Origin of the sequence: Paraburkholderia atlantica (assembly GCF_009362785.1) — a bacterium.
GTDB lineage: Bacteria > Pseudomonadota > Gammaproteobacteria > Burkholderiales > Burkholderiaceae > Paraburkholderia > Paraburkholderia atlantica.
The window spans coordinates 1-21,652 of record NZ_WHNQ01000023.1 but is presented as its reverse complement, the minus strand read 5'-3'; the positions used below and the strand labels follow the sequence as shown (position 1 = coordinate 21,652).

Below are 21,652 nucleotides of genomic sequence, written 5' to 3'. Positions count from 1 at the left end.
GGCTGCGCGAAATAAATGTTAAAGGCGCGATGGCGCCGTTATCGCGCATGCAGTCAGGCAGAGGCGCAGCAGGCCTCAGGAACGTAGCCGTTTGCTATCGTTCGAGCACGCTCAGGATTTGGAAGATGCAAAACGCATAGGTTTTGCGGTCACGCCGGGATCGATCATCCAGGCTGGTAGGCACGCTGTTGCCGCCCCACTCGCGACGGTGGAAAGTACCTTGCCACACAGAGCAAGTAAATGATCAGCGCCGCGACCGTATAGGACACGAATCGCGCCGCAAAGAACAGCAGTACCACGACGACCGCGGCCAGCAGCATCTCAAGTCTCGGACCGAGCGCCGACAGCTGGCCACCGCGCGCTTCGAATGCGGTGCCCAGCAGAATCAGCAACGGGATCAACGCGAGCACCATGTGGATCGGCTCGAGGATCGGATAAGCCACGAGCATCGTCATCGAGGCGAGCGCGTAGTCGATGCGGCTGTCCCGATGGCGGCGAAACACCAGATACGCGGACAGCAGGCAAGCAGCAAGCACCAACGCATGCGAGACAATCGACAGCAACGTAGCGGACATCGGCATGCCGAGCGTCGCCGATAGCGTCTGCAATGCGCCCCGCACGGCGTTGTTCATCGGCGCGCCGCCACCGCTCATCGCCATTGCCATGCCGTTCAGGCGCGGCATGTCCGACACGAAGTAGTGCCACAGAACGTCGAAGCCGAGGCGCGCGCCAGTAATCAGCGTCAACGCGATCGCAACCACGCTCGCCATCACGAACGTCCGCCATTCGCGGCGCAGCAACAGCAGACCGGCGACGGCGAGAGGCGTGAGCTTGATCGAGATCGCGAAGCCGAGAAAAAGTCCCGCGGCGTAGCCTTTGCCACGCTCGATCAGCGCGAAGGTCGCAATCAGCAGGAAGAACAGCAGTTCGTTCGACTGGCCGTCGTAGGTATCTTCGACGAGCGGAAAGCTCAGCAGCGCGACCGCCACCAGCAGCAGGTTCACGCTGCGCTCCGTGCCGCGGTACGCCATCGTGACGACGAGATACAAAGCCACCGCGAACAATACGATCGATGCACTCACCCAGACGATTTTCGCGGCGAGCGGCGTCAGCAGCGCGAGCGGCGCAAACACCAGCGCGAACTGCGGCGGGTAGGCGTAGAAGATGTCGTCGCCCGTGGAGCGCGCCCCGATGCCCTGCAAGAACGCAATCAGCGCGTCGTGGTCGTACAGCCGCGCCGGGTCATGCAGCACGACGTTGAAGGCGTACAGGTAGAAATTGAAATCGCCGAAGGCGTCCGGCACGTCGCCACGAAACTTCGCGACGACGTGCAGGATGCGCAGCGCGAGGCAGGCTACCGCAATCAGCAGAAGGAGCGCGGCAGCCGCGCCGAAGTTCGACCTGGTCCGTACGGCGCCTGCGTTGAACATGGTGTCTCTCCGCGCCGGCTTCGTGCCGGACGACCGGACAGAGATTACCGGTTCGCAAAAATCGATCCGTGCGCTCGCCCACACAGGAGCGACCTACGTGGGGAACTTCGGCGCGTGAAGATCAGTTCGCAATCCCCACGCCAGCGCGCGCCACCTCGCGGCGCCGCTTGATCACGTAGCCGACCCACATCAGCACGAGCCATGCCGGCACCAGCCAGACCGATACCGACAAGCCCGGTGTCAGCGCCAGAATCACGAGGATCAGCGCCATGAACGCGAGGCAGATCCAGTTGCTGAGCGGAAACCAGAAGGAGCGGAACACCAGCGTCTCGCCCGCGGCCACCATCGCCTTGCGCGACTTCAGATGCGTGAGGCTGATCAGCGCCCAGTTCAGCACCAGCGCCGCGACCACCAGCGACATCAACAGACCGAGCGCTTCGGCCGGGATCACGTAGTTGATGATCACGCATGCGAACGTCGCGAGCGCGGACAGACCGATCGCCAGATACGGCACGCCGCGCCGGTCGACCTTCAGCAGCGCGCGCGGCGCGTTGCCCTGCTCGGCGAGACCGTACAGCATGCGGCTATTCGCGTAGACGCCGCTGTTGTACACCGACAGCGCCGCGGTCAGCACGACCACGTTCAGCACGTTGGCGGTCAGCGACGAGCCCATCTGCGAGAAGATCATCACGAACGGGCTGCCGCCCGCCGCCACCTCGTTCCACGGATACAGCGACAGCAGCACCGCGAGCGAGCAGATATAGAAAATCAGGATTCGCAGGATCACCTGGTTCACGGCCTTCGGGATGCTTTTCTGCGGCTCGGCGGCCTCGGCCGCCGTAATGCCGATCAGCTCCAGCCCGCCGAACGAGAACATGATCACCGCGAGCATCATGAACAGACCGTGAAAGCCGTGCGGGAAAAAGCCGCCGTGGCTCCACAGGTTCGCGACCGTTGCCTGCGGGCCACCGTGACCGCTGATCAGCAGATAGCCGCCGAATCCGATCATGCCGATCACCGCCGCGACCTTGATGATCGCGAACCAGAACTCGGTTTCGCCGTAGGCCTTCACGTTGGCGAGATTGATCGCGTTGATGATCGCGAAGCACACCAGCGCCGACAGCCATGTCGGCACGCCCGGCCACCAGAAATGCACGTAGGTGCCGACTGCGGTCAGCTCGGCCATGCTGACGAGCACATAGAGCACCCAGTAGTTCCAGCCCGACAGGAAGCCAGGAAAATCGCCCCAGTACTTGTACGCGAAGTGGCTGAACGAGCCGGCGACCGGTTCCTGCGCGACCATCTCGCCGAGCTGGCGCATGATCATGAACGCGATGATGCCGCCGATCGCGTAGCCGAGGATCATCGACGGACCGGCGGCCTGCAGCACGCTGGCGGAGCCGAGAAAGAGGCCGGTGCCGATCGCGCCACCCAGCGCGATCAACTGGATGTGACGATTCTTGAGCCCGCGCTTCAGGCCCTCTTGCTGCTTTGCACTATTCATTACGCCCTGCTGTGTGGAGATCGCTGCGTGTGGCCGCTGCGTGTAGAACGCTGTCGAAGGCAGCGCCGTGGCCGATTGGACGGCCGGACAGCACGGGTCCGGCCCGGCAAAACCAATAATTTTACCCCGCCCGATATTCCTCCGACATTCGGAGCCGCCCGCCTTCGTTCTGCGCCGCACTTAAGCGCGCGGATTGTGATTGTCACGGGCATGGCGCGCGAGTATGTTGCCGAAGTCCACTTTTCAAGCCGCGGAGCTTCAACATGTTGCCGAAACATCCGCTTTGCGCCGCGATGTTGTGCCTCTGTTTCGCGGGCGTCGGTACGTCCGTGCTCGCACAGACGGCGCCCGCCGCCCAGCAACCGGCCAACGACGCCGGTTCGCCGGCAAGCGGCCAGCCGGCGCCCGCCCCCGCTACCGCCAGCACGGCGCCGGCCGCCGCGCTCGGCGGCCCGGTGCGCAACATCGTGCTTGTGCATGGTGCATTCGTCGACGGCTCGAGCTGGAACGGCGTGGTCGCGAAGCTGCAGCAAAAGGGTTATCACGTGAGCTCGGTGCAGAACCCGCTGACGTCGCTCGCCGACGATGTCGCCGCGACCCGCCGCGTGCTCGATCGCGAGAGCGGCCCGGTGCTGCTGGTCGGGCATTCGTGGGGCGGCGTCGTGATCACCGAGGTCGCAGCGAATGCGCCGAACGTCGCAGGGCTCGTGTATGTCGCCGCGCTCGCGCCGCAACTGCATGAATCGGCGATGGACGTGATGAAGGCCGGCGGGCCGATGCCGGCCGGCCAGAGCATCAGTAAGGACGCGAACGGGTTTTTGTGGATCGACCGCGCGCGCTATCACGCCGACCTCGCCGCGGACGTGCCCGAGACCGTCACCCGCGTGCTCGCCGCCGCGCAGGTGCCGATCGCCGCGAGCGCATTCGACGAGCCGGTCGATCAGGTCGGCTGGAAAGACAAACCGTCGTGGTACGTGCTGACGACGAAAGACCGCGCTGTGTCGCCTGATCTGCAGAAAATGATCGCCGGGCGCATCGGCGCGAAGGTGGTGCCGGTCGCGTCGAGCCATCTCGCGCCGGTGTCGCACGCGAGGGCGGTGGCCGAGGCAATCGATCACGCGGCGCGCGAGTTGAACCGGCAGCAGCAGTAGGCCACTGCGATGAGCTGTCAGCGGCTCGGCCTGCCGCGGCTCAGCGCAGCATGAACGACATCGCGGACAGACAGTTCAGCATCCGCACAGCATGCTCGGCCGATTCCGCACCGAAGCGCAGCGTCACGCCATCGACACGCGTGAGCGTTGGCCATTGGCAGAACAGATCGGCGAGCCCGCTCGTTTGTACGCGCAGTTCGCAGTCGACGGCTTGCGGCTTTGCGCGTGTCGCGGCAGGCGCGTGGCCCGCTTCTCTGTGCTGACGGACCGCGTCGCGCGCGGCGGCCTGCAGCGCCTCGCGCACGCTCGCGGGCGATTGCGTGACGCCGCTTGCCTGGCCGGTCGCGGTCTTCGTGACGACGAAACGCGCACCGGGAAAACGCGGCGCGGTTTCCTCGGCGAACACGTCGTCACCCGATAAAAGCGCGACACGTGCGCCATATTCTTCAGCGAGCGCGCCGTACAACCCCGCTTCGCCGAGCTCCACGCCATTGAACGCGACGCGCGCGAACGCGAAGCTGTTGATCGTGTGCGCGAGGATGCCGCGCGTTTGCGCCTTCGCGTGATAGCCGATCATGAAGACCAGCGCTGCGCCGTATTCAAGTCCGGCCATCATGCCGAGCGTGCGCGGCTTGCCGAGCACGACCTGCGCGCGCGGATCGAGCAGATCGGGCAGCAGGTTGCGAAAGCCGCCGTGCGAATCGTTGACCCACACGTCGGTCGCGCCGCCCGCGAACGCGCCTTCGATGGCGGCATTGGCTTCGAGCGTCATCCAGCGTCGCGCGGCTTCGTATTCGCCGTTGCCCGCGCGCGTCTGCTCGGCATGGAACACCCCGGCGACGCCCTCGATGTCGGTGGAGATCAGGACTTTCATCGCGCGGAATTCCTCAGTAGTTGGGCAAGGTCGGGCACGCTGTCGCGCAGTGACAGCCGCCGGTGGCCGTCGCGACCGGTGACGGACTCGGCGCTCCACAATGCATCGACGATCGCTTGTTCGACGCTGTCGGCGCAGGCGCGAAATAGCGGGTCGAGGCAATGATCGGCGACCAGCGGCGGCAGCGCGACGAAGTCCGCGCCGTGCGGTACCGTGTATGCGGTCGAAAACGCCAGCGCGATATCGCCGCTGCCGTGACCGTATACCGAGCCGGTACGCGCGAGACCGGCCGCCGCGCGCAACGACAGGCGTTTCAATTGGCGCGCATCGAGCGGCGCATCGGTTGCGACGATCATGATGATCGAGCCTTGCTCGGGTTTGTCGGAGCTTGCATTGGCGGCGGCCGCGCGTTCGGCCAGCACGCGGCCGAGCGGCGTGCCGTCGATCGTCAGCATCGGCAGACGGCCGAAGTTGGCCAGCACGAGCGCGCCGACGATGTAGTCACGGCCCGCCGCGCTGACCACCCGCGACGCGGTGCCGATGCCGCCCTTCAGATCGAAGCATGACATGCCGCGCCCGGCGCCGACCGCACCGCTCGCGACATCGGAACTCGCCGCATCGAACGCCTCGTTGAAATGCTGTTCGGTCACGGCGAGCGCCTGAATATCGTTCAGGTAGCCATCGTTGCATTCGAACACCAGCGGATTGACCGTCGACCATTCGCGGCCGATGCGCGGATTCGCGCGAATCGCCGCGCGGATCTGCGCCTGCGCGAGCGCAGCGACGCCGAACGTGTTGGTCAGCGCGATCGGCGTCTCCAGCGTGCCCAGTTCGTCGAGCTGCACGAGACCGACGCTCTTGCCGAAGCCGTTGATCACCGATGCGGCGGCCGGCACCTTGTCGACGAACGGATCGCCGCGATGCGGCCGGATCACGGTCACGCCGGTTTGCAGCGCGCCTTCGGCAAGCGTGCAATGACCGACGCTGACGCCCTCCACGTCGGCGATCGTGCCTAGTGCTCCGGCCGGCAACGTGCCGATATGCGGCGCGCGCTCAGCCGAATGATGGCTGCTAATGCTCATGGCCGATCCAGCTTCGGATCGAGCGCATCGCGCAGACCGTCGCCGAGCAGATTGAACGCGAGCACGGTCAAGAAGATGGCGAGGCTCGGAAACAGCGCGATATGCGGCGCGGTCACCATATCGGCGCGCGCTTCGTTGAGCATCGCACCCCACTCGGGCGTCGGCGGCTGCGCACCGAGACCGAGAAACGACAAACTCGCCGCCGTGATGATCGACGTGCCGATGCGCATCGTCAGATACACGACGACCGATGAAATCGTGCCCGGCAGAATGTGCCGCACGATGATCGTCCAGTCCGACGCGCCGATGCTGCGCGCCGCCTCGATATAGGTGAGCTGCTTGAGCATCAGCGTATTGCCGCGCACGAGCCGCGCAAACGCGGGAATGCTGAAGATCGCCACCGCGCTGATCACGTTGATCATGCCGTTGCCGAGAATCGCGACCACGCCGATCGCGAGCAGAATGCCGGGGAACGCGAACAGCACGTCGGCCACGCGCATCGTGACGCGATCCCACCAGCCCTCGTAGTAACCGGCAAGCAGACCGAAGAACGTGCCGATCACCGCGCCGATCGCAACGGACAGAAAGCCCGCTTCGAGCGAAATGCGCGAACCGACGAGGATGCGGCTGAAAATATCGCGGCCCAGCGAATCGACGCCGAACCAGTGCGCGGCCGACGGCCCCGCGTTCAGCGCGTCGTAGTCGAAGAAATTCTCGGGGTCGTACGGCACGATATGCGGCGCGATGATCGCGACCACGATCAGCAGCAGCACGAACACGCCGGCGGCCAGCGCGACATGCTGTTTGCGGAACTTGCGCCAGAACTCGCTCCACGGCGTGCGGATCGCGCGTTCGGCTGCTGCGGGATTGGCCGCGTTCGGCCCGGTGGCAGTGGTGCTCATGCGGGCCTCACTTGAAACGGATGGTCGGGTTGATCACCGCGTACATCACGTCGACGATCAGGTTGATGATGATGAATTCGAGCGAGAACAACAGCACCTCGGCCTGGATGATCGGATAGTCGCGCATCGACACCGCATCGACGAGCAAGCGCCCGAGGCCCGGCCAGTTGAACACGACTTCGACGACGATCGAACCGCCGAGCAGAAAGCCGAACTGCAGACCCATCATCGTGACGACGGGAATCAGCGCATTGCGCAGGCAGTGCTTGATGATCACGAACCGCTCGGGCACGCCCTTCGCACGCGCGGTGCGAACGAAGTCCTCGTGCAGCACCTCGACGAACGAGGCCCGCGTGAAGCGCGCCATCACGGCCGCGACCGCCGCGCCGAGCGTCAGCGAGGGCAGCACGTAGCTGCGCCACGAACCGTCGCCGACGATCGGCAGCCAGCCGAGCTGCACCGAGAAAATCTCCATCAGCAGCATGCCGAGCGCGAACGCCGGAAACGAGATGCCCGATACCGCGAGCGTCATGCCCAGGCGATCCGGCCAGCGGTTGCGCCACACCGCCGAGGCAATGCCGATCGCCATGCCGATCACGACCGCCCACACCATGCTCGCAATCGTCAGCCACAGCGTCGGGAAGAAGCGCTCCGCGATCTCCTGGCTCACCGGCCGCTTGCTGCGCGTCGAAATGCCGAAGTCGCCGTGCGCCATGCGCCAGAAGAAACGGACGAACTGCTGCGGCATCGGCCTGTCGAGGCCGAGGTCGGCGCGCACCAGCGCGACGGTCGCCTCGTCCGCTTCAGGACCGGCGGCGAGCCGCGCCGGATCGCCCGGCAGCAGATGCACGAACAGGAACACCAGCACGGCGACGATGAAAAGCGTCGGCAGCAGGCCTAGCAGACGTTTGACGAGGAAGTTCAGCATGAGACCGGTCCGGCAGATGAGCGGCAGATGAGCGGCGAATGTGCGGCAAGCGAGGCGGGCAACGACGAAGCGTGTGCGGCGGCGGCGCGGCGGCGGGCTCGGTGAACCGCCGCCTGCGCATGCCGCCTCGTCAGCTCATCACTTGATCGCGATCTCGTCGAAGTTGAACGAGCCGTCCGGCGCGACGTAAGCGCCCGACAGACGCTTGCTGCGCGCATACACGACCTTCTCCTTGACGAGGAAGATCCACGGCGCGTCGGCCCAGATGCGCTTCTGCGCGTCCGCGTACAGCGCGGCCTTCTGCGTGCGGTCGGTGGTTTCGAGCGCCTGCTTCAGATCGTTGTCGACCGCGTCGCTCTTGTAGTACGACGTGTTGACCATCTTCGGCGGGATCGAGTAGCCCGCGAGCAGCGGGCTGATCGCCCAGTCCGCCTCGCCGGTCGACGACGACCAGCCCGCGTAGTACATGCGCACCGGCGCGGTCGCCGGGTCCTGCGCGCTTTCGACCTTGGCGACGCGCTGACCCGCTTCGAGCGCCTCGACGCTCGCCTTGATGCCGACCTGCGCGAGCTGCTGCTGCACGAACTGGATCACCTTCTGCGCGGTCGAGTAGTTATACGCGGACCACAGCGTCGTTTCGAAACCGTTCGGATAGCCCGCTTCCTTCAGCAGTGCGCGCGCCTTCGCCGGATCGTACGGCCACGGCCCGAGCTTGACCGCGTAGTCGACGCCCTCCGGCACCACGCCGTCGGCCGGCGTCGCGTAACCGGCGAACGCGACCTTCGTCAGCGCTTCCTTGTTGACCGCATAGTTCAGCGCTTCCCGCACCTTCGGGTTGTCGAACGGCTTCTGGTTCATGTTCATGCTGATGTAGCGCTCGATGATCGACGGCGCCGCGATCAGATCGACCTTCGGGCTCGACTGCAGTTGCGCGGCCTGTTCGAACGGCACCTGGAACGCGAAGTCCGCTTCGCCGGTGCGCATCAGCGCGGCGCGCGTGTTGTTGTCGACGACCGGCTTCCAGTCGATCGCGTCGATCTTCGGATAGCCCTTCTTCCAGTAGCCGCCGAACTTCTTCACGGTCAGGTCGCCGGCCGGGTCCCACTTCACGAGTTCGAACGGACCCGTGCCGACCGGATGAAACGCGATGTCCTTGCCGTACTTCTTCAGCGCGTCAGGCGAGATCATCACCGCCGACGGATGCGCGAGCACGTTGACGAATGCCGAGAACGGCGCCTTCAGCGTGACGCGCACCGTGTACGGATCGACTACTTCCGTTTTCTCGATGCGGCTGAACATGTTGTAGCGCTTCAGCTTGTTGGCCGGATCGGTCACGCGATCGAAGTTCGCTTTCACGGCGGCCGCATTGAAGTCGGTGCCGTCCTGGAACTTCACGCCATGGCGCAGCTTGATCGTATAGACGCGCGCGTCGGGGCTCGCCTCATAGCTGTCGGCGAGCACGTTGACGAGCTTCATGTCCTTGTCGAAACCGAACAGCCCCTGGTAGAACGATTTCGCGACCGCCTGCGACAGCGTGTCGTTCGCGTCGTACGGATCGAGCGACGTGAAGGTCGACGCGACGGCCATCACGGCCGTGGTTTCGGCGTGCGCCAGATTGCCCGCGAGCATCGCGAACACCACCGCGCCGCCGCTGACGAGCGCGCGCAAACGAAACGGAGAGGACGGGAACAGCAGGTTCATGAGATTGCTCCAGGCTGCGAGTTAAGGGTGTGACAGGGTCTTTATGGTTGGCTTGGTTTCTATTGCGGGTGCTTCTATTGCGGGTGCTTCGAGTTTTGTTTCGGGTCTTCCGCTTCGACGCGATGCGGCGCTTCGCTCAATAGGCACCGCCGACGCGATGCTGTGCGACGAAGTGATCCGGTCCCACGGCCACGAGCGGCGCGACCACCGGCTCGTCGTGCAGCGCGCGAATCGGGCTCGGTATATCGTCGGCGGCAAGCAGGCGTTTCGCGTGACGGCGCGCGGGATCGGCGACCGGCACCGCGCTCATCAGCTTCTTCGTGTACGGATGCTGAGGCGCCTCGAACACCGCGCGGCGCGGACCGATCTCGACGATCTGGCCGAGGTACATCACCGCGACGCGATGACTGACGCGCTCGACCACCGCCATATCGTGCGAAATGAACAGATACGCGACGCCGAGTTCACGCTGCAGATCGAGCATCAGGTTGACGATCTGCGCCTGCACCGAGACGTCGAGCGCGGACACCGATTCGTCGGCGATCACGACTTTCGGATTCAGCGCGAGCGCGCGGGCAATCGCGATACGCTGACGCTGCCCGCCCGAAAATTCGTGCGGATAGCGGCGCGCGGCCTCGGCCGGCAAGCCGACTTTCTCGAGCAGCCACGCGACGCGCGCCTGCGCTTCGGCACCCTGCGCAACGCCGTGCACGAGCAGCGGCTCCATGATCGAGAAGCCGACGGTCAGGCGCGGATTCAACGACGCGAACGGGTCCTGGAAAATGAACTGGATATCGCGGCGCAGCGCCTGCAACGCGGGCCCGTTCAGCGAGCTGATTTCCTTGCCAGCGAATTCGATCGACCCGCTTTGACTTTCGACGAGCCGCAGCAGCGAGCGGCCCGTGGTCGACTTGCCGCAACCCGATTCGCCGACCAGCGCGAGCGTCTCGCCGGGCCGCAGATCGAAGCTGACTTTTTCGACCGCATGCACGCGGCCCGTCGTGCGGCCGAACAGGCCGCTACGCACCGGAAAGCGCGTGACCAGATCGCGCACGCGCAGAATCGGCGGCGTGTCGTCGCGCACCAGAGGCTGCGCCTCTTCGGCGACGGCCGCGGCGGGCTGCACCGCGGCATCGGCGCCGATCGCGCCGGCCTGCTCGACGGTCAGGATCGGGAAGCGCGCGGGCTGATCGGTGCCGTGCATCGAGCCGAGCCGAGGCACCGCCGCGAGCAGCGCCTTCGTGTACGGATGCGACGGCGCGGCGAACAGCGCGTCGGACGCGCCCTCCTCGACCTTCTCGCCCCGATACATGACGAGCACGCGGTCGGCCACTTCGGCGACCACGCCCATGTCGTGCGTGATGAAAATCACGCCCATGTTCATCTCGTCCTGCAAGCCGCGGATCAGCTGCAGGATCTGCGCCTGGATCGTCACGTCGAGCGCGGTGGTCGGCTCGTCGGCGATCAACAGCGCGGGCTTGCACGACAGCGCCATCGCGATCATCACGCGCTGGCGCATGCCGCCCGACAACTGATGCGGGTAACGCGCCGCGACGCGCCTCGCCTCCGGAATCCGCACGAGTTCGAGCAGACGCAAGGTTTCGGCGCGCGCAGCCTCGCGGCTCTTGCCCTGGTGCAGCGCGATCGCCTCGCTGATCTGGTCGCCGACCGTGAAGACCGGATTGAGCGAGGTCATCGGCTCCTGGAAGATCATCGCGATGTCGGCGCCACGCACCGTGCGCATCGTGCCGGACGACGTCTTCGCGAGATCGAGCACGCTGCCGTCGCGGCGCCGAAACGCGATGCTGCCGCCGGCAAGACGGCCGCCGCCATGCTCGATCAGCCGCATCAGCGCCAGCGACGTGACCGACTTGCCCGAACCCGATTCGCCGACGATCGCGAGCGTCTCGCCGCGCTCGACCGTAAACGACAGATTGCGCACGGCGTTGAAGGTCGAGTCGCCGCGGCGGAACGCGACCGTCAGATCGTCGACCCCGAGCACGCGCTGCGGCGGCAGGGTTTCGATCAGCGGGCGGGCGGTGTGCGAGGAAGTCGGCACGGTGATTCCTTTGCTTTGAATTCGACAAACGCCTAGCGATAGATCGCCGTGACCGGCGCTTCGCCCAACCGCGCGAAACCTCGGTACATGCCTTCGGTGTTGAACGGCAGCGTGACGTTGCCGTGCACGTCGACAGCGACGAGTCCACCGCGTCCGTCGATCTTCGGCAGGCGGTTCATCACGACGTCGAGCGCGGCTTCTTCGAGCGATATCTGGCGATAGGCCATCTGCGCGGCGACGTCGTAGGCGGCGACCATGCGCATGAACATTTCGCCGGAGCCGGTGGTCGATACCGCGCAGGTCGCGTCGTCGGCGTAGCAGCCGGCGCCGATCAGCGGCGTGTCGCCGACGCGGCCCACCTGCTTGTTGGTCACGCCGCCCGTCGACGTCGCGGCGGCCAGATGCCCGTGGCGGTCGAGCGCGACCGCGCCGACGGTGCCGAACTTGCGGTTCGGATCGATCGGCTCGTGCGGCATCGGGTCGCCGTTGTTCGGCGACGTGGACGCGAGCGTCGCGGCGTCGTGATCGAGCATCGGACGCTGCTGCTCGCGCGCGAGCTGCCATTGGCGATAGCGCGCGTCGGTATCGAAGTAGCTGTTATCGACGAACTCGAGCCCCTGCGCGGCCGCGAACGCTTCCGCACCCTCACCGGTGAACAGCACGTGGTCGCTGCGCTCGAGCACGCGGCGCGCGGCGAGAATCGGATTGCGCACGCGCTTCACACAGCAGATCGCGCCCGCGTCGAGCGTGCGGCCGTCCATGATCGCGGCGTCGAGTTCGTGGGTGCCGGCCGCGGTGTAGACCGCGCCGTGACCCGCATTGAACAGCGCGCAGTCTTCGAGCAGCCGCACCGCTTCACTGACCGCGTCGAGCGCGCTGCCGCCGTCGGCGAGCACGCGCTGGCCGGCGCTCAGCACCGCGTTGAGCGCCGCGTGATATTCGGCTTCGGCGCTGGCCGACATCGACGTGCGCAGGATCGTCCCTGCCCCGCCGTGAATGGCAATGACTGCGTTGGAATTCATCGTTTGGATTGTGGAGTGCGGTTGGTTCGGGGAGTGCGGACTGCCGCGATGGCTTTTGCCTCGGTATCCGTTGCTTTGATGCCTTTGGCCCGGCTGCCGTCGGCCTTCGCGCGTGCGGCTTTGCTCGGGGCGCGCGCCGGTTCCTGCGCGGCGCCGGCCGCGCCGGATTGCGGATCGAACAGCCACGGCAGCACGAACTCGCTGACCTCGGCGGCCGCCTTGACCGAGCGTTGCGAGCGATACGCGACCGCGTCGCACAACGCCTCGATGACCGCGAGCACGGCCGAATCGGCATTCGACGCGAGACGCCGGTCGGTGCGGACATACAGCGCCAGGTCCGCGAACCGCACGAGCGGCGAGCGTGGACCGTCGGTCAGCGCGAGCACGCGCGCACCGCGTTCGGACGCGCGGCGCGCAAGCTCGATCGTGTCCTCGACATAGCGCGGAAACGCGATGCCGATCACGAGATCGCCCGCGCCCGAACGCACGAGGTGCCGCGCCGCATGCGACGGCCCGCCGCTCAGCGCAAGCGAATGCACGTTGTCGTGATACGGCAGCAGCCCGTGCTCCATCAGGCTCGCGAGAAACGCGCTGGCGCCGAAGCCGATCACGAACACGCGGCGCGCGGCGATGATCGCGTCGACGGCGGCGTCGGCGATCGCGCGATCGATCGACGTACGCGTTGCATGCAGATTGTTGGCGGCCTGCTCGAGCGACGCGTCGATCAGGTCGTCACCGGCCGCGAGCGTTTCCTGCGCGCTGCGCAGCCGCTCGACCGGCGCGAGCGTCGCCTCGAAGCCACGCACGAGCGCCTCGCGAAACTGCGGATAACCGTCGAAGCCGAGCGCGCGCGCAAAGCGATTCGCGCTCGCGACCGACGCGCCGACCACGCTCGCGAGCTCGTCGATACGCATCGTCGCCGCGCGGAACAGATTGGCCAGCACGTACTCGCCCATGCGCTGGTGGATCGGCGTGAGCGTCGGCATCGCGGCGCTGATGCGCGCGGCAATGGCCTGCTCGGCGGGGTTCGACACAGCGGACGGGTGATGGATCATGCGAGCGGACAGGCGCGGTTGTTCTAGATGGACTCGATGAAAACATATTTACATGAAACCCGCGCCGAAAAAAATTCATTTTCATGCTTTGAGGGTTTTTACCAACCGAAGCCCTTCAGGGAAAGGGGGGTCAGCAGCGCCGATATGCTGCGCCCCGATGAAGATCGATTTTCATCGGGGCGACTGAAAGGCTTCAACGAGCGCTTGGCGCCGCGCTCAGCACGCCGCCGTGCTCTGCTCGGGAATGTCCATGAGCCGCGCCACTGGCGACATCACGATGATCAGCGCCTGCACGAGAAACGCGAGCGCGGCCGCGACGAGACATACGTCGATGCTCCAGCGCGCGCTGAGCGCGGCGCCCAGCAGCGCGCCCACCGGCCGCGCGCCATAGGTGGCCGTGCTGATCAGCGCCGACACGCGGCCGATCATTCGTTCGGGCGTGATCGCCTGACGCAGCGTGGTCGAGGCGACGACCCACAGGATCGGTCCCGCGCCGAGCAGGAAGAAACTCGCGAGCGCGAGCCAGAACGATGGCGCGACGAGCGTCGCGACCATCACGAACGACGCGAGCAGGCCGCACGACGGTCCGATGATCAGCAGACGGCCGAACGCGACCCGCCGCGCGACCGCGGGCGCAGCGAGCGCACCGCACACCATACCGACGCCGTACGCGCCGAGCGTCACGCCGACCGCCGATGCATCGAGCCCGAGCCGATGCACCGCGTACGGCACATAGACCGCCTGCAGGATGAAGAAGCCGAGGTTGAAGAACACCGCGGTCAGCAGGATCGGCAGCAGCAACGGATCGCGCAGCACGAAGCGCGTGCCGTCGCGCAGCTCCAGCATGAAGTGCCGCCGCGGCGCGGCCGCGCGTGGCGGCTCGCGCAATCCCGCGAGCAACGCGACCGCGAGCGCCGACAACGCCGCCGCGGCGCCATACGCCCAGCCCGCGCCGATCCAGCCGACCAGCACGCCGCCCAGCGCCGGCCCCGCCGAGTACGCGACGCTGCGCGCGAGTTCGAGCCGGCCGTTCGCGCTCGCATAGGCGTCGCGCGGCACGATCGACGGCACCAGTGAAGGCGCCGCGACGTTGTAGGCAACCGTGCCCGTCGCGGCGACGAAGCCGAGCGCCGCGAGCAGCGGCAGGTTCAGCGCATGCGTGAGCACCAGCAGCAGCACGCACAGCATCGCGCAGACCCGTACGCTCTCGGCGAGCGTCATCAGCACGCGGCGCGAGCGGCGATCGGCCCAGACGCCGAGCGGCATCGACAGCAACAGGAACGGCAGCGTCTGCGCGGTTTGCAGCAGGCCGGTATCGCGCGCGTTGGCGCCGAGCGCGAACACCGCGACGAGCGGCGCGGCGGCGAGGCTGATCTGCTCGGCCGATTGCGCGCACAGGTTCGACGAGGCGAGGCGCTGGAAAGCGCCGGGCAGTCGCTGTGCGTTGGAAGGCGAAGACGACGAAGACGTGGTGGCGGACATCGATGCACTCCCGAGGTTTGACGTGAGGCATTCATCGTCGGCGCTTGGGACTTGCGGGGCGCCCCGCTTCTTGCGGTGTTATTCTTCGCTCGCCATGAATCTCGAAAGCATCCTCTTTACTCAAGGTTTCGGTTCGCGCCGGCAGTGCCGCGCGCTGATCGGCGACGGCCGCGTCGGCATCGACGGGGCCGTCTGCACCGATGCCGACGCCGATTTCGCTGTCGATAGCGGCGCGTTGCGCTTCAGCGTCGACGGCGTCGAATGGCCGTATCGCGAGCACGCGTATCTGCTGCTGAACAAGCCCGTCGGCTATGAATGCTCGCGCGATCCGCAGCATCATCTGAGCGTGTTCAGCCTGCTGCCGCCGCAGTTCGCCGAGCGCGGCGTGCAGTGCGTCGGCCGTCTCGATCAGGACACCACAGGCCTGCTGCTGCTCTCCGACGACGGCAAGTTCGTGCATCAGTTCACGTCGCCGAAACGCAAGGTGCCGAAGCTCTACGTCGCGACCACGCGCCATCCGCTCGACGACGCGCAGCTCGCCGCGCTGCGCGACGGCGTACTGCTGCACGGCGACACGAAACCGAGCGCCGCGCTCGACGCAGAGGCGCGCGACACCCACACGCTCGCGCTCACCGTGCTCGAAGGCAAATACCACCAGGTCAAGCGGATGATCGCGGCATCGGGCAACCGCTGCGAGGCGCTGCATCGCGAGCGGATCGGCGGCCTCGTGCTGCCCGCGACGCTCGCGCCCGGCGCATGGCAATGGCTCGACGAAGCGGGCCTCGCCGCGCTGCGGGCCGGGTAAACGACTAGCGCGCAGTGAGCGCCACCTAAGCCCTTGATGCGCCGGAGAAAGCCTGCGCGCATTGCGGTGCACCGCACATAGGCCGCTGCGTTGCAGCATGCCGTTGCTTACATGTCGCCCTATACTCGTCTAAACAAACGACTACAAAGGTTTCAAGGAGGGGCGCCATGCATATCGACGGCACGATGGCGTTTTCGCACGCGATGATCGCGTTTATCTGCTTTGCGCTGCTGCTGGTCGGCGGATTGCTGGTCATCATGCGGCGGCGGCACCAGTACCAGCCGAACCTTATCGGCGCGTTGATCGGCGGCATGCTGTGCTTCCTGTTGCTGGAAGTGCTGCCGACGCTGACCTGATGCCGGTTGGACCGCGCGGCTCCTTTTGCGCGGTGCATTGATGCGGTGCGGCGCAGGTGCTATTTCTGCGGGGCCAGGTGGCCCCGCGAGGCGGCATTTTTGTTTCTGTTGCTGGCCTAGCCGCCCTTGCCCTTCCCCTTCGCTTCGCGCAAGAAATCGTCGACGCTCGGATAGCGCAGACGTACTCCCAATTCCTCCTTCAGACGCCGGTTCACGAGGCGGCGCGACTCGCGCATGAACGACAGCAGCATCGGATCGATCTGCTGCTCCGCCTGCTCGCGCGTGATGCGCGGCGCTCGCGCGAGCCCGAACGCATCGGCGACCGCGTCGAAATACTCTCCCATTTTCAGCGACGAATCGTCGGACGCGTGCAGCGCGCGCGCCGGCCGGCCATGCGTGGCGAGACGCACGAGGATCGCGGCGAGGTCGTCGGCGTGGATGTGATTCGTGTAGACGTCGTCGGCATCGACGAGCGCTGGCGTGCCTCTTTCGAGCCGCGCGAGCGGCAGACGGTTGGCCGCATAGATGCCCGGAATCCGCGCGATGCTCGCGGCGACGCTGCCGCGCGCGGTCGCGCGCCGCAACTGCCGCTCTGCCGACACGCGACGTTTGGCGCGCGCATTCGCGGGCTGCGTCGCGCGTGTTTCGTCGATCCACGCGCCGCGACAATCGCCGTAGACGCCCGTCGTGCTTGCGTAAACGATGCGCACCGGTGGCCGCGAAGCGCCGGTCCGTCGCACCCCGTCGGGTACAATAGCGGGTGTTTGAGCGCCCAGACCTGAAGCGCGCGCACGGCGCAGCCGCGCGATCGGCGCGACGGACGACCGCGCCGCGCAAGCGTTCATGCGGCCCGCTGCACCTAGCGTCGCAAGCAGCGCGCGAGTGCGCCGGTCGTCGTCGCCGGACTTTTGCGGTGGCGCCAGATGCAGCACCGTCGGCGCGAGGCGCGCGAGCCGTTTGAGGCTGCCGCGCATGTCGAGATCGCCGACGAGCGGCGTCACGCCCGCGGCGCGCAACTCGTCGCAGCGCGCGGCATGGCTGGTCAATGCGAAGACATGCGCGCGCTGCCGCAACAGAGGCACGCAGCGCATGCCGACGTCGCCGCATCCTACGATCAGCACGCGCGGCCGGCGGAAGTTTCGTGTCGCTTTCATGGTGGGCGCATTGTAGCGGTCACATGCAACAGGTACCGCGCGGTTGATCCGGCGGGTCCGATTTCGATTCCGTTTTTTCGATTCCGAACACTTTATGGCATTTAACGTCACGCTCCGGCAAAGCGGCCGGCAGTTTCAGGTAGAACAGGACGAACCGGTGCTCTCCGCAGCGCTGCGTCAAGGCATCGGCCTGCCGTACGGCTGCAAGAACGGCGCGTGCGGTTCGTGCAAGGGCACAGTCGTCAGCGGCGAGGTCGAACAGCGTGCGCACTCGTCGTCGGCGCTGTCGAACGACGAAAAGACGCGCGGCATGGCGCTCCTGTGCTGCGCGACCGCGTGCTCCGATCTCGAAGTCGACATCCGCGAAGTGGCCGGCGTCGGCGACGTGCAGATCAAGAAGCTGCCGTGTCGCGTGAACGCGATCGAGCGCAAGGCCGACGACGTGATCGTCGTCAAGCTGCAACTGCCCGCCAACGAGCGTCTGCAATATCTGGCCGGCCAGTACCTCGAATTCATCCTGAAGGACGGCAAGCGCCGCAGTTATTCGATGGCGAATGCGCCGCACGTCGAAGGCCCGATCGAGCTGCACATCCGCCATATGCCCGGCGGCGCGTTCACCGATCATGTATTCAACACGATGAAGGAGCGCGACATCCTGCGCTTCGAAGCACCGCTCGGCACGTTCTTCCTGCGCGAAGACTCGGACAAGCCGATCGTGCTGCTCGCGTCGGGCACCGGCTTCGCGCCGCTGAAGGCGATCGTCGAGCATGCGGTGTTCAAGAACATCACGCGCCCCATGACGCTCTACTGGGGCGCGCGCCGCAAGAAAGACCTGTATCTGCTCGAACTCGCCGAGCAATGGGCGCGCGAGATTCCGAACTTCAAGTTCGTGCCGGTGCTCTCCGAGCCCGATGCGGGCGACGCATGGACGGGCCGCATCGGCTTCGTGCATCGCGCGGTCATCGAGGATCTGCCCGATCTGTCGGCCTACCAGGTGTACGCATGCGGCGCGCCGGTGATGGTCGAATCGGCGCTGCGCGACTTCACGCAGCATCACCAGTTGCCGGAAGACGAGTTCTACGCGGACTCGTTCACGAGCGCCGCCGATCTCGCGAACGCGGTCTGATTGCACGCCGGCAAAATCGTCCTGATGCAGCACCAGTGCAAATTCATGGTTTACACCGGTGCTTTTCTTATCGTATTCTCTCGCGCATGAACCGCATCCAGTCCGAACTCCGACGTCGCCGCTCGCCGCTCCCCTAGGGACGCCGCTGGCTTCGTCACGGACTCGCGCCACACACAAATTTGGGCGCAAGCTGTTCGAATCATGAAAGCCACGGCATGCCGTGGCTTTTCTGCTTTTCCGGCCGCCGTTTTTATTGGCTAAAAACCGTCACCGTTTCTTCACCCTGCTTTTACCCTTTGCCCTGGAGCCCGCCGACATGAATTTCAATGAGTATCCAATCGATTCGCTGATGTACATCACGAACCGGCCCGAAATCGTTTTCACGCACGGCAAAGGCTCGTGGATTTACGACAACAACGGCAAGCGCTACCTGGATTTCATTCAGGGCTGGGCAGTCAACAGCCTCGGCCACTGCAACGACGGCATGATCGAAGCGCTGAACAGCCAGGCCAAGCTGCTGATCAACCCTTCGCCGGCGTTCTACAACGAGCCGATGGCGAAGCTCGCGGGTCTGCTCACGCAGCACAGCTGCTTCGACAAGGTGTTCTTCGCCAACAGCGGCGCCGAGGCGAACGAAGGCGCGATCAAGCTCGCGCGCAAGTGGGGCAGGAAGTTCAAGGACGGCGCGTTCGAGATCATCACCTTCGACCACAGCTTCCACGGCCGCACGCTCGCGACGATGTCGGCCAGCGGCAAGCCGGGCTGGGACACGATCTACGCGCCGCAGGTGCCGGGCTTCCCGAAGGCGGAGCTGAACGACATCGCGTCGGTGGAAAAGCTGATCAATGCGAAAACCGTCGCGGTGATGCTCGAGCCGATCCAGGGCGAAGGCGGCGTGATTCCCGCAACCCGCGAATTCATGCAGCAACTGCGCGAGCTGACGAAAAAGCACAACATTCTGCTGATCGTCGATGAGGTGCAAAGCGGCTGCGGTCGCGCCGGCACGCTGTTCGCGTATCAGCTGTCGGGCATCGAGCCGGACATCATGACGCTCGGCAAGGGCATCGGCGGCGGCGTGCCGCTCGCGGCGCTGCTGTCGAAGGCGGAAATCGCCGTGTTCGAAGCCGGCGATCAGGGCGGCACCTACAACGGCAATCCGCTGATGACCGCGGTCGGCTACTCGGTGATCTCGCAGCTGACGGCACCGGGCTTCCTCGAAGGCGTGCGCTCGCGCGGCGATTATCTGCGCGCGAAGCTGCTCGAGTTGTCCGAGGAGCGCGGCTTCAAGGGCGAGCGCGGTGAGGGTCTGCTGCGCGCGCTGCTGCTCGGCAAGGACATCGGCAACCAGATCGTCGAGAAGGCGCGTGAAATGCAACCCGACGGCGTGCTGCTGAACGCCGCTCGTCCGAACCTGCTGCGCTTCATGCCGGCGCTGAACGTGACGACCGAAGAGATCGACCAGATGCTGGCGATGCTGCGCTCGGTTCTCGACTCGCTGTAATCCACTGCGGAGCGCACCGATGACGACGAACACGACGCTGTCGATCCGCCGCTTCGACGCGAGCGATACCGAAGCGGTGATCGCGCTATGGCAGCAGGTGTTTCCCGAGTATCACGACGTGACGCGACCGCAGCGTAATCCGCGTCTGTCGATCGCGAACAAGCTCGCGACGCAACCGGAACTGTTCTTCGTCGCGGTGCTCGATGGACGCATCGTCGGCACCGTGATGGGCGGGTATGACGGACACCGCGGCTGGCTGTATTCGCTCGCGGTCGACGCTTCGCTGCGACGTCATGGCATCGGCACGCGGCTCGTCGCGCACGTCGAGAGCGAGTTGACGAAGCTTGGCTGTCCGAAGCTGAACCTGCAGGTACTGTCGTCGGCGTCGGCTGAAGTGCGCGCCTTCTACGATGCGCTCGGCTATCGAGCCGATGCGGTGATCAGCCTCGGCAAGCGGCTCGGCCAATACGCGGACGCAACCCCGGCGAGTTGATTCGCGTCGCACACCTCATGAAAGAAGGCCGCATGCGCTGGTTGGCGCATGCGGCCTTCTTTCATTGTTCTCGCGAGCAGCGCACATATCGGCGGATTCGGACAAATAGCAGATGGCGGGCAGACGGATTGCCTAGAATCGTTTACGCACGAGACGACGCCGGGGCTGGAAGAGACCTTCGCGGCGGTTCGCGACGCTCCCCGCGGCGGCTCATGCATCTGAGTCCCAACGCGTTTGAATCCTAAGGGGAATCTTCATGGCGACTTATGTGGTGCTCCTGCAATTCACGGATCAGGGGATCCGCACGATCAAGAACACAGCACAGCGAGCCGGGCAGACGGCAGAGATGGCGAAAACTTTTGGCTGCGAGATGAAGCAGATCTACTGGACCTTGGGGGAATACGACATTGTCTCGGTCGTCGAAGCGGCAGACGAGCAGAGCTTCCTCGCCTTCGGCTTCGCACTCGGCTCGGCCGGCAATGTCCGCTCGCAAACACTGCGTGCGTTCACCAAAGACGAAATCAGTGCGGTTATCGGGAAACTCCCATAATTCACGCCCTGGTCGGCAAGAAAAAACGCGCCGCACGACGTTGCATCGTGAGGCGCGTCGCAAGCCGGAAGTGTGCGAGAAAACGGCACACGTCCAACTCATCAGCTACTTATTCAGCCACTCATTCACCGAGGTAGGCGGCCCGAACCTTCGGATCGTCGAGCATCTGCTTCGCGTCACCCGACATCGTGATCAGACCGGAGTCCATCACGTAGCCGCGATTAGCCGCCTGCAGCGCGAGACGCGCGTTCTGCTCGACGAGCAGCACCGTCATACCTTCGGCGGAAATCGAGCGCACCACTTCGAAGATCTTCTCGACCATGATCGGCGACAGGCCCATCGACGGTTCGTCGAGCAGCAGCAGTTTCGGGCGCGAGATGATTGCGCGCGCCATCGCGAGCATCTGCTGCTCGCCGCCCGACAGCGTGCCCGCGTATTGCGAGGCGCGCTCCTTCAGACGCGGAAAGAAGCCGAACA

20 protein-coding genes are annotated in these 21,652 nt (G+C 65.6%); 7 read left to right on the top strand and 13 right to left on the bottom strand.

The genetic code is table 11. The features are described from left to right. Positions 1 to 164: 164 nt before the first annotated feature. Both GCT19_RS27425 and GCT19_RS27420 read right to left on the bottom strand, forming a co-directional pair. The gene (locus GCT19_RS27425; RefSeq protein WP_152853676.1) at positions 165 to 1,430 is read right to left on the bottom strand and encodes a glycosyltransferase family 87 protein; all 1,266 of its coding nucleotides are present in this window, start codon (positions 1,428 to 1,430) and stop codon (positions 165 to 167) included. A gap of 121 nt (positions 1,431 to 1,551) precedes the next feature. Further along, positions 1,552 to 2,934, bottom strand: a complete 1,383-nt coding sequence (locus GCT19_RS27420) for an amino acid permease (RefSeq protein WP_018434523.1) — start codon at positions 2,932 to 2,934, stop codon at positions 1,552 to 1,554. A gap of 263 nt (positions 2,935 to 3,197) precedes the next feature. On the opposite strand from GCT19_RS27420, the gene GCT19_RS27415 reads away from it, so the two are divergent. Then, positions 3,198 to 4,085 carry an alpha/beta fold hydrolase gene (locus tag GCT19_RS27415; protein ID WP_152853675.1) on the top strand — a complete coding sequence of 296 codons (888 nt, stop codon included), beginning with the start codon at positions 3,198 to 3,200 and terminating at the stop codon, positions 4,083 to 4,085. 40 nt (positions 4,086 to 4,125) lie between these two features. Here GCT19_RS27415 and GCT19_RS27410 read toward each other — a convergent pair whose 3' ends face one another. From GCT19_RS27410 to GCT19_RS27370, 9 genes are all read right to left on the bottom strand, one after another. Continuing rightward, positions 4,126 to 4,959, bottom strand: a complete 834-nt coding sequence (locus GCT19_RS27410; protein WP_152853674.1) for a M55 family metallopeptidase — start codon at positions 4,957 to 4,959, stop codon at positions 4,126 to 4,128. After that, positions 4,956 to 6,041: a DmpA family aminopeptidase gene (locus GCT19_RS27405; RefSeq protein WP_152853673.1), complete on the bottom strand. Its 1,086-nt coding sequence runs from the start codon at positions 6,039 to 6,041 to the stop codon at positions 4,956 to 4,958. Before GCT19_RS27405 ends, GCT19_RS27410 begins: the two co-directional genes overlap by 4 nt. After that, complete coding sequence (gene gsiD / locus GCT19_RS27400) at positions 6,038 to 6,943, bottom strand: glutathione ABC transporter permease GsiD (protein WP_018434527.1); 906 nt, start codon at positions 6,941 to 6,943, stop codon at positions 6,038 to 6,040. The genes GCT19_RS27405 and gsiD overlap by 4 nt, the downstream gene beginning before the upstream one ends. A 7-nt stretch (positions 6,944 to 6,950) precedes the next feature. After that, entirely contained in the window at positions 6,951 to 7,871 is a 921-nt protein-coding gene (gene gsiC / locus GCT19_RS27395; RefSeq protein WP_018434528.1) for a glutathione ABC transporter permease GsiC, read from the bottom strand. Between the two features lie 138 nt (positions 7,872 to 8,009). Beyond that, the gene (gsiB, locus tag GCT19_RS27390; protein ID WP_152853672.1) at positions 8,010 to 9,572 is read right to left on the bottom strand and encodes a glutathione ABC transporter substrate-binding protein GsiB; all 1,563 of its coding nucleotides are present in this window, start codon (positions 9,570 to 9,572) and stop codon (positions 8,010 to 8,012) included. 136 nt (positions 9,573 to 9,708) lie between these two features. Then, a complete protein-coding gene (locus GCT19_RS27385) occupies positions 9,709 to 11,631 on the bottom strand; it encodes a dipeptide ABC transporter ATP-binding protein (protein WP_321576879.1) in 1,923 nt (640 codons plus the stop codon). A 32-nt stretch (positions 11,632 to 11,663) separates the two neighbouring features. Further along, on the bottom strand, positions 11,664 to 12,653 hold the full coding sequence (locus GCT19_RS27380; protein WP_152853671.1) for an isoaspartyl peptidase/L-asparaginase family protein: 990 nt from the start codon (positions 12,651 to 12,653) through the stop codon (positions 11,664 to 11,666). Further along, positions 12,650 to 13,708 carry a MurR/RpiR family transcriptional regulator gene (locus GCT19_RS27375; protein WP_152853670.1) on the bottom strand — a complete coding sequence of 353 codons (1,059 nt, stop codon included), beginning with the start codon at positions 13,706 to 13,708 and terminating at the stop codon, positions 12,650 to 12,652. The genes GCT19_RS27380 and GCT19_RS27375 overlap by 4 nt, the downstream gene beginning before the upstream one ends. Positions 13,709 to 13,924: 216 nt before the next feature. Next, positions 13,925 to 15,190, bottom strand: a complete 1,266-nt coding sequence (locus tag GCT19_RS27370) for an MFS transporter (protein ID WP_152853669.1) — start codon at positions 15,188 to 15,190, stop codon at positions 13,925 to 13,927. A gap of 94 nt (positions 15,191 to 15,284) precedes the next feature. Between GCT19_RS27370 and GCT19_RS27365 the strand changes: the two genes are divergently transcribed. Next, positions 15,285 to 15,995, top strand: a complete 711-nt coding sequence (locus tag GCT19_RS27365) for a pseudouridine synthase (protein ID WP_018434534.1) — start codon at positions 15,285 to 15,287, stop codon at positions 15,993 to 15,995. A gap of 167 nt (positions 15,996 to 16,162) precedes the next feature. Beyond that, positions 16,163 to 16,351: a hypothetical protein gene (locus GCT19_RS27360; protein ID WP_152853668.1), complete on the top strand. Its 189-nt coding sequence runs from the start codon at positions 16,163 to 16,165 to the stop codon at positions 16,349 to 16,351. 116 nt (positions 16,352 to 16,467) lie between these two features. Here GCT19_RS27360 and GCT19_RS27355 read toward each other — a convergent pair whose 3' ends face one another. Continuing rightward, the gene (locus GCT19_RS27355) at positions 16,468 to 17,505 is read right to left on the bottom strand and encodes an NAD-dependent epimerase/dehydratase family protein (protein WP_152853667.1); all 1,038 of its coding nucleotides are present in this window, start codon (positions 17,503 to 17,505) and stop codon (positions 16,468 to 16,470) included. Between the two features lie 94 nt (positions 17,506 to 17,599). On the opposite strand from GCT19_RS27355, the gene GCT19_RS27350 reads away from it, so the two are divergent. The 4 genes from GCT19_RS27350 to GCT19_RS27335 all read left to right on the top strand — a co-directional run bounded on the left by GCT19_RS27350 (position 17,600) and on the right by GCT19_RS27335 (position 21,175). Beyond that, on the top strand, positions 17,600 to 18,631 hold the full coding sequence (locus GCT19_RS27350; RefSeq protein ID WP_152853666.1) for a CDP-6-deoxy-delta-3,4-glucoseen reductase: 1,032 nt from the start codon (positions 17,600 to 17,602) through the stop codon (positions 18,629 to 18,631). 316 nt (positions 18,632 to 18,947) lie between these two features. Beyond that, entirely contained in the window at positions 18,948 to 20,132 is a 1,185-nt protein-coding gene (locus GCT19_RS27345) for an acetylornithine transaminase (protein ID WP_152853665.1), read from the top strand. 19 nt (positions 20,133 to 20,151) lie between these two features. Continuing rightward, complete coding sequence (locus GCT19_RS27340) at positions 20,152 to 20,625, top strand: GNAT family acetyltransferase (protein ID WP_152853664.1); 474 nt, start codon at positions 20,152 to 20,154, stop codon at positions 20,623 to 20,625. A gap of 256 nt (positions 20,626 to 20,881) precedes the next feature. Then, complete coding sequence (locus tag GCT19_RS27335; protein ID WP_013090283.1) at positions 20,882 to 21,175, top strand: GYD domain-containing protein; 294 nt, start codon at positions 20,882 to 20,884, stop codon at positions 21,173 to 21,175. A 121-nt stretch (positions 21,176 to 21,296) separates the two neighbouring features. On the opposite strand, the gene GCT19_RS27330 is transcribed toward GCT19_RS27335, so the two are convergent. Beyond that, positions 21,297 to 21,652 (bottom strand): ABC transporter ATP-binding protein (locus tag GCT19_RS27330; RefSeq protein WP_152853663.1); only part of this gene is annotated, 356 nt, incomplete at its 5' end.

What these genes read in the sequence shown, in the direction of transcription:
- GCT19_RS27340 (WP_152853664.1), top strand. Translation starts at nt 20,152, where the DNA reads ATGACGACGAACACGACGCTGTCGATCCGCCGCTTCGACGCGAGCGAT.
- GCT19_RS27375 (WP_152853670.1), bottom strand. Translation starts at nt 13,708, where the DNA reads ATGATCCATCACCCGTCCGCTGTGTCGAACCCCGCCGAGCAGGCCATT.
- GCT19_RS27365 (WP_018434534.1), top strand. Translation starts at nt 15,285, where the DNA reads ATGAATCTCGAAAGCATCCTCTTTACTCAAGGTTTCGGTTCGCGCCGG.
- GCT19_RS27335 (WP_013090283.1), top strand. Translation starts at nt 20,882, where the DNA reads ATGGCGACTTATGTGGTGCTCCTGCAATTCACGGATCAGGGGATCCGC.
- GCT19_RS27355 (WP_152853667.1), bottom strand. Translation starts at nt 17,505, where the DNA reads ATGAAAGCGACACGAAACTTCCGCCGGCCGCGCGTGCTGATCGTAGGA.
- GCT19_RS27405 (WP_152853673.1), bottom strand. Translation starts at nt 6,041, where the DNA reads ATGAGCATTAGCAGCCATCATTCGGCTGAGCGCGCGCCGCATATCGGC.
- GCT19_RS27360 (WP_152853668.1), top strand. Translation starts at nt 16,163, where the DNA reads ATGCATATCGACGGCACGATGGCGTTTTCGCACGCGATGATCGCGTTT.
- GCT19_RS27370 (WP_152853669.1), bottom strand. Translation starts at nt 15,190, where the DNA reads ATGTCCGCCACCACGTCTTCGTCGTCTTCGCCTTCCAACGCACAGCGA.
- gsiB (WP_152853672.1), bottom strand. Translation starts at nt 9,572, where the DNA reads ATGAACCTGCTGTTCCCGTCCTCTCCGTTTCGTTTGCGCGCGCTCGTC.
- GCT19_RS27415 (WP_152853675.1), top strand. Translation starts at nt 3,198, where the DNA reads ATGTTGCCGAAACATCCGCTTTGCGCCGCGATGTTGTGCCTCTGTTTC.
- GCT19_RS27350 (WP_152853666.1), top strand. Translation starts at nt 17,600, where the DNA reads ATGGCATTTAACGTCACGCTCCGGCAAAGCGGCCGGCAGTTTCAGGTA.
- gsiD (WP_018434527.1), bottom strand. Translation starts at nt 6,943, where the DNA reads ATGAGCACCACTGCCACCGGGCCGAACGCGGCCAATCCCGCAGCAGCC.
- GCT19_RS27420 (WP_018434523.1), bottom strand. Translation starts at nt 2,934, where the DNA reads ATGAATAGTGCAAAGCAGCAAGAGGGCCTGAAGCGCGGGCTCAAGAAT.
- gsiC (WP_018434528.1), bottom strand. Translation starts at nt 7,871, where the DNA reads ATGCTGAACTTCCTCGTCAAACGTCTGCTAGGCCTGCTGCCGACGCTT.
- GCT19_RS27425 (WP_152853676.1), bottom strand. Translation starts at nt 1,430, where the DNA reads ATGTTCAACGCAGGCGCCGTACGGACCAGGTCGAACTTCGGCGCGGCT.
- GCT19_RS27380 (WP_152853671.1), bottom strand. Translation starts at nt 12,653, where the DNA reads ATGAATTCCAACGCAGTCATTGCCATTCACGGCGGGGCAGGGACGATC.
- GCT19_RS27345 (WP_152853665.1), top strand. Translation starts at nt 18,948, where the DNA reads ATGAATTTCAATGAGTATCCAATCGATTCGCTGATGTACATCACGAAC.
- GCT19_RS27410 (WP_152853674.1), bottom strand. Translation starts at nt 4,959, where the DNA reads ATGAAAGTCCTGATCTCCACCGACATCGAGGGCGTCGCCGGGGTGTTC.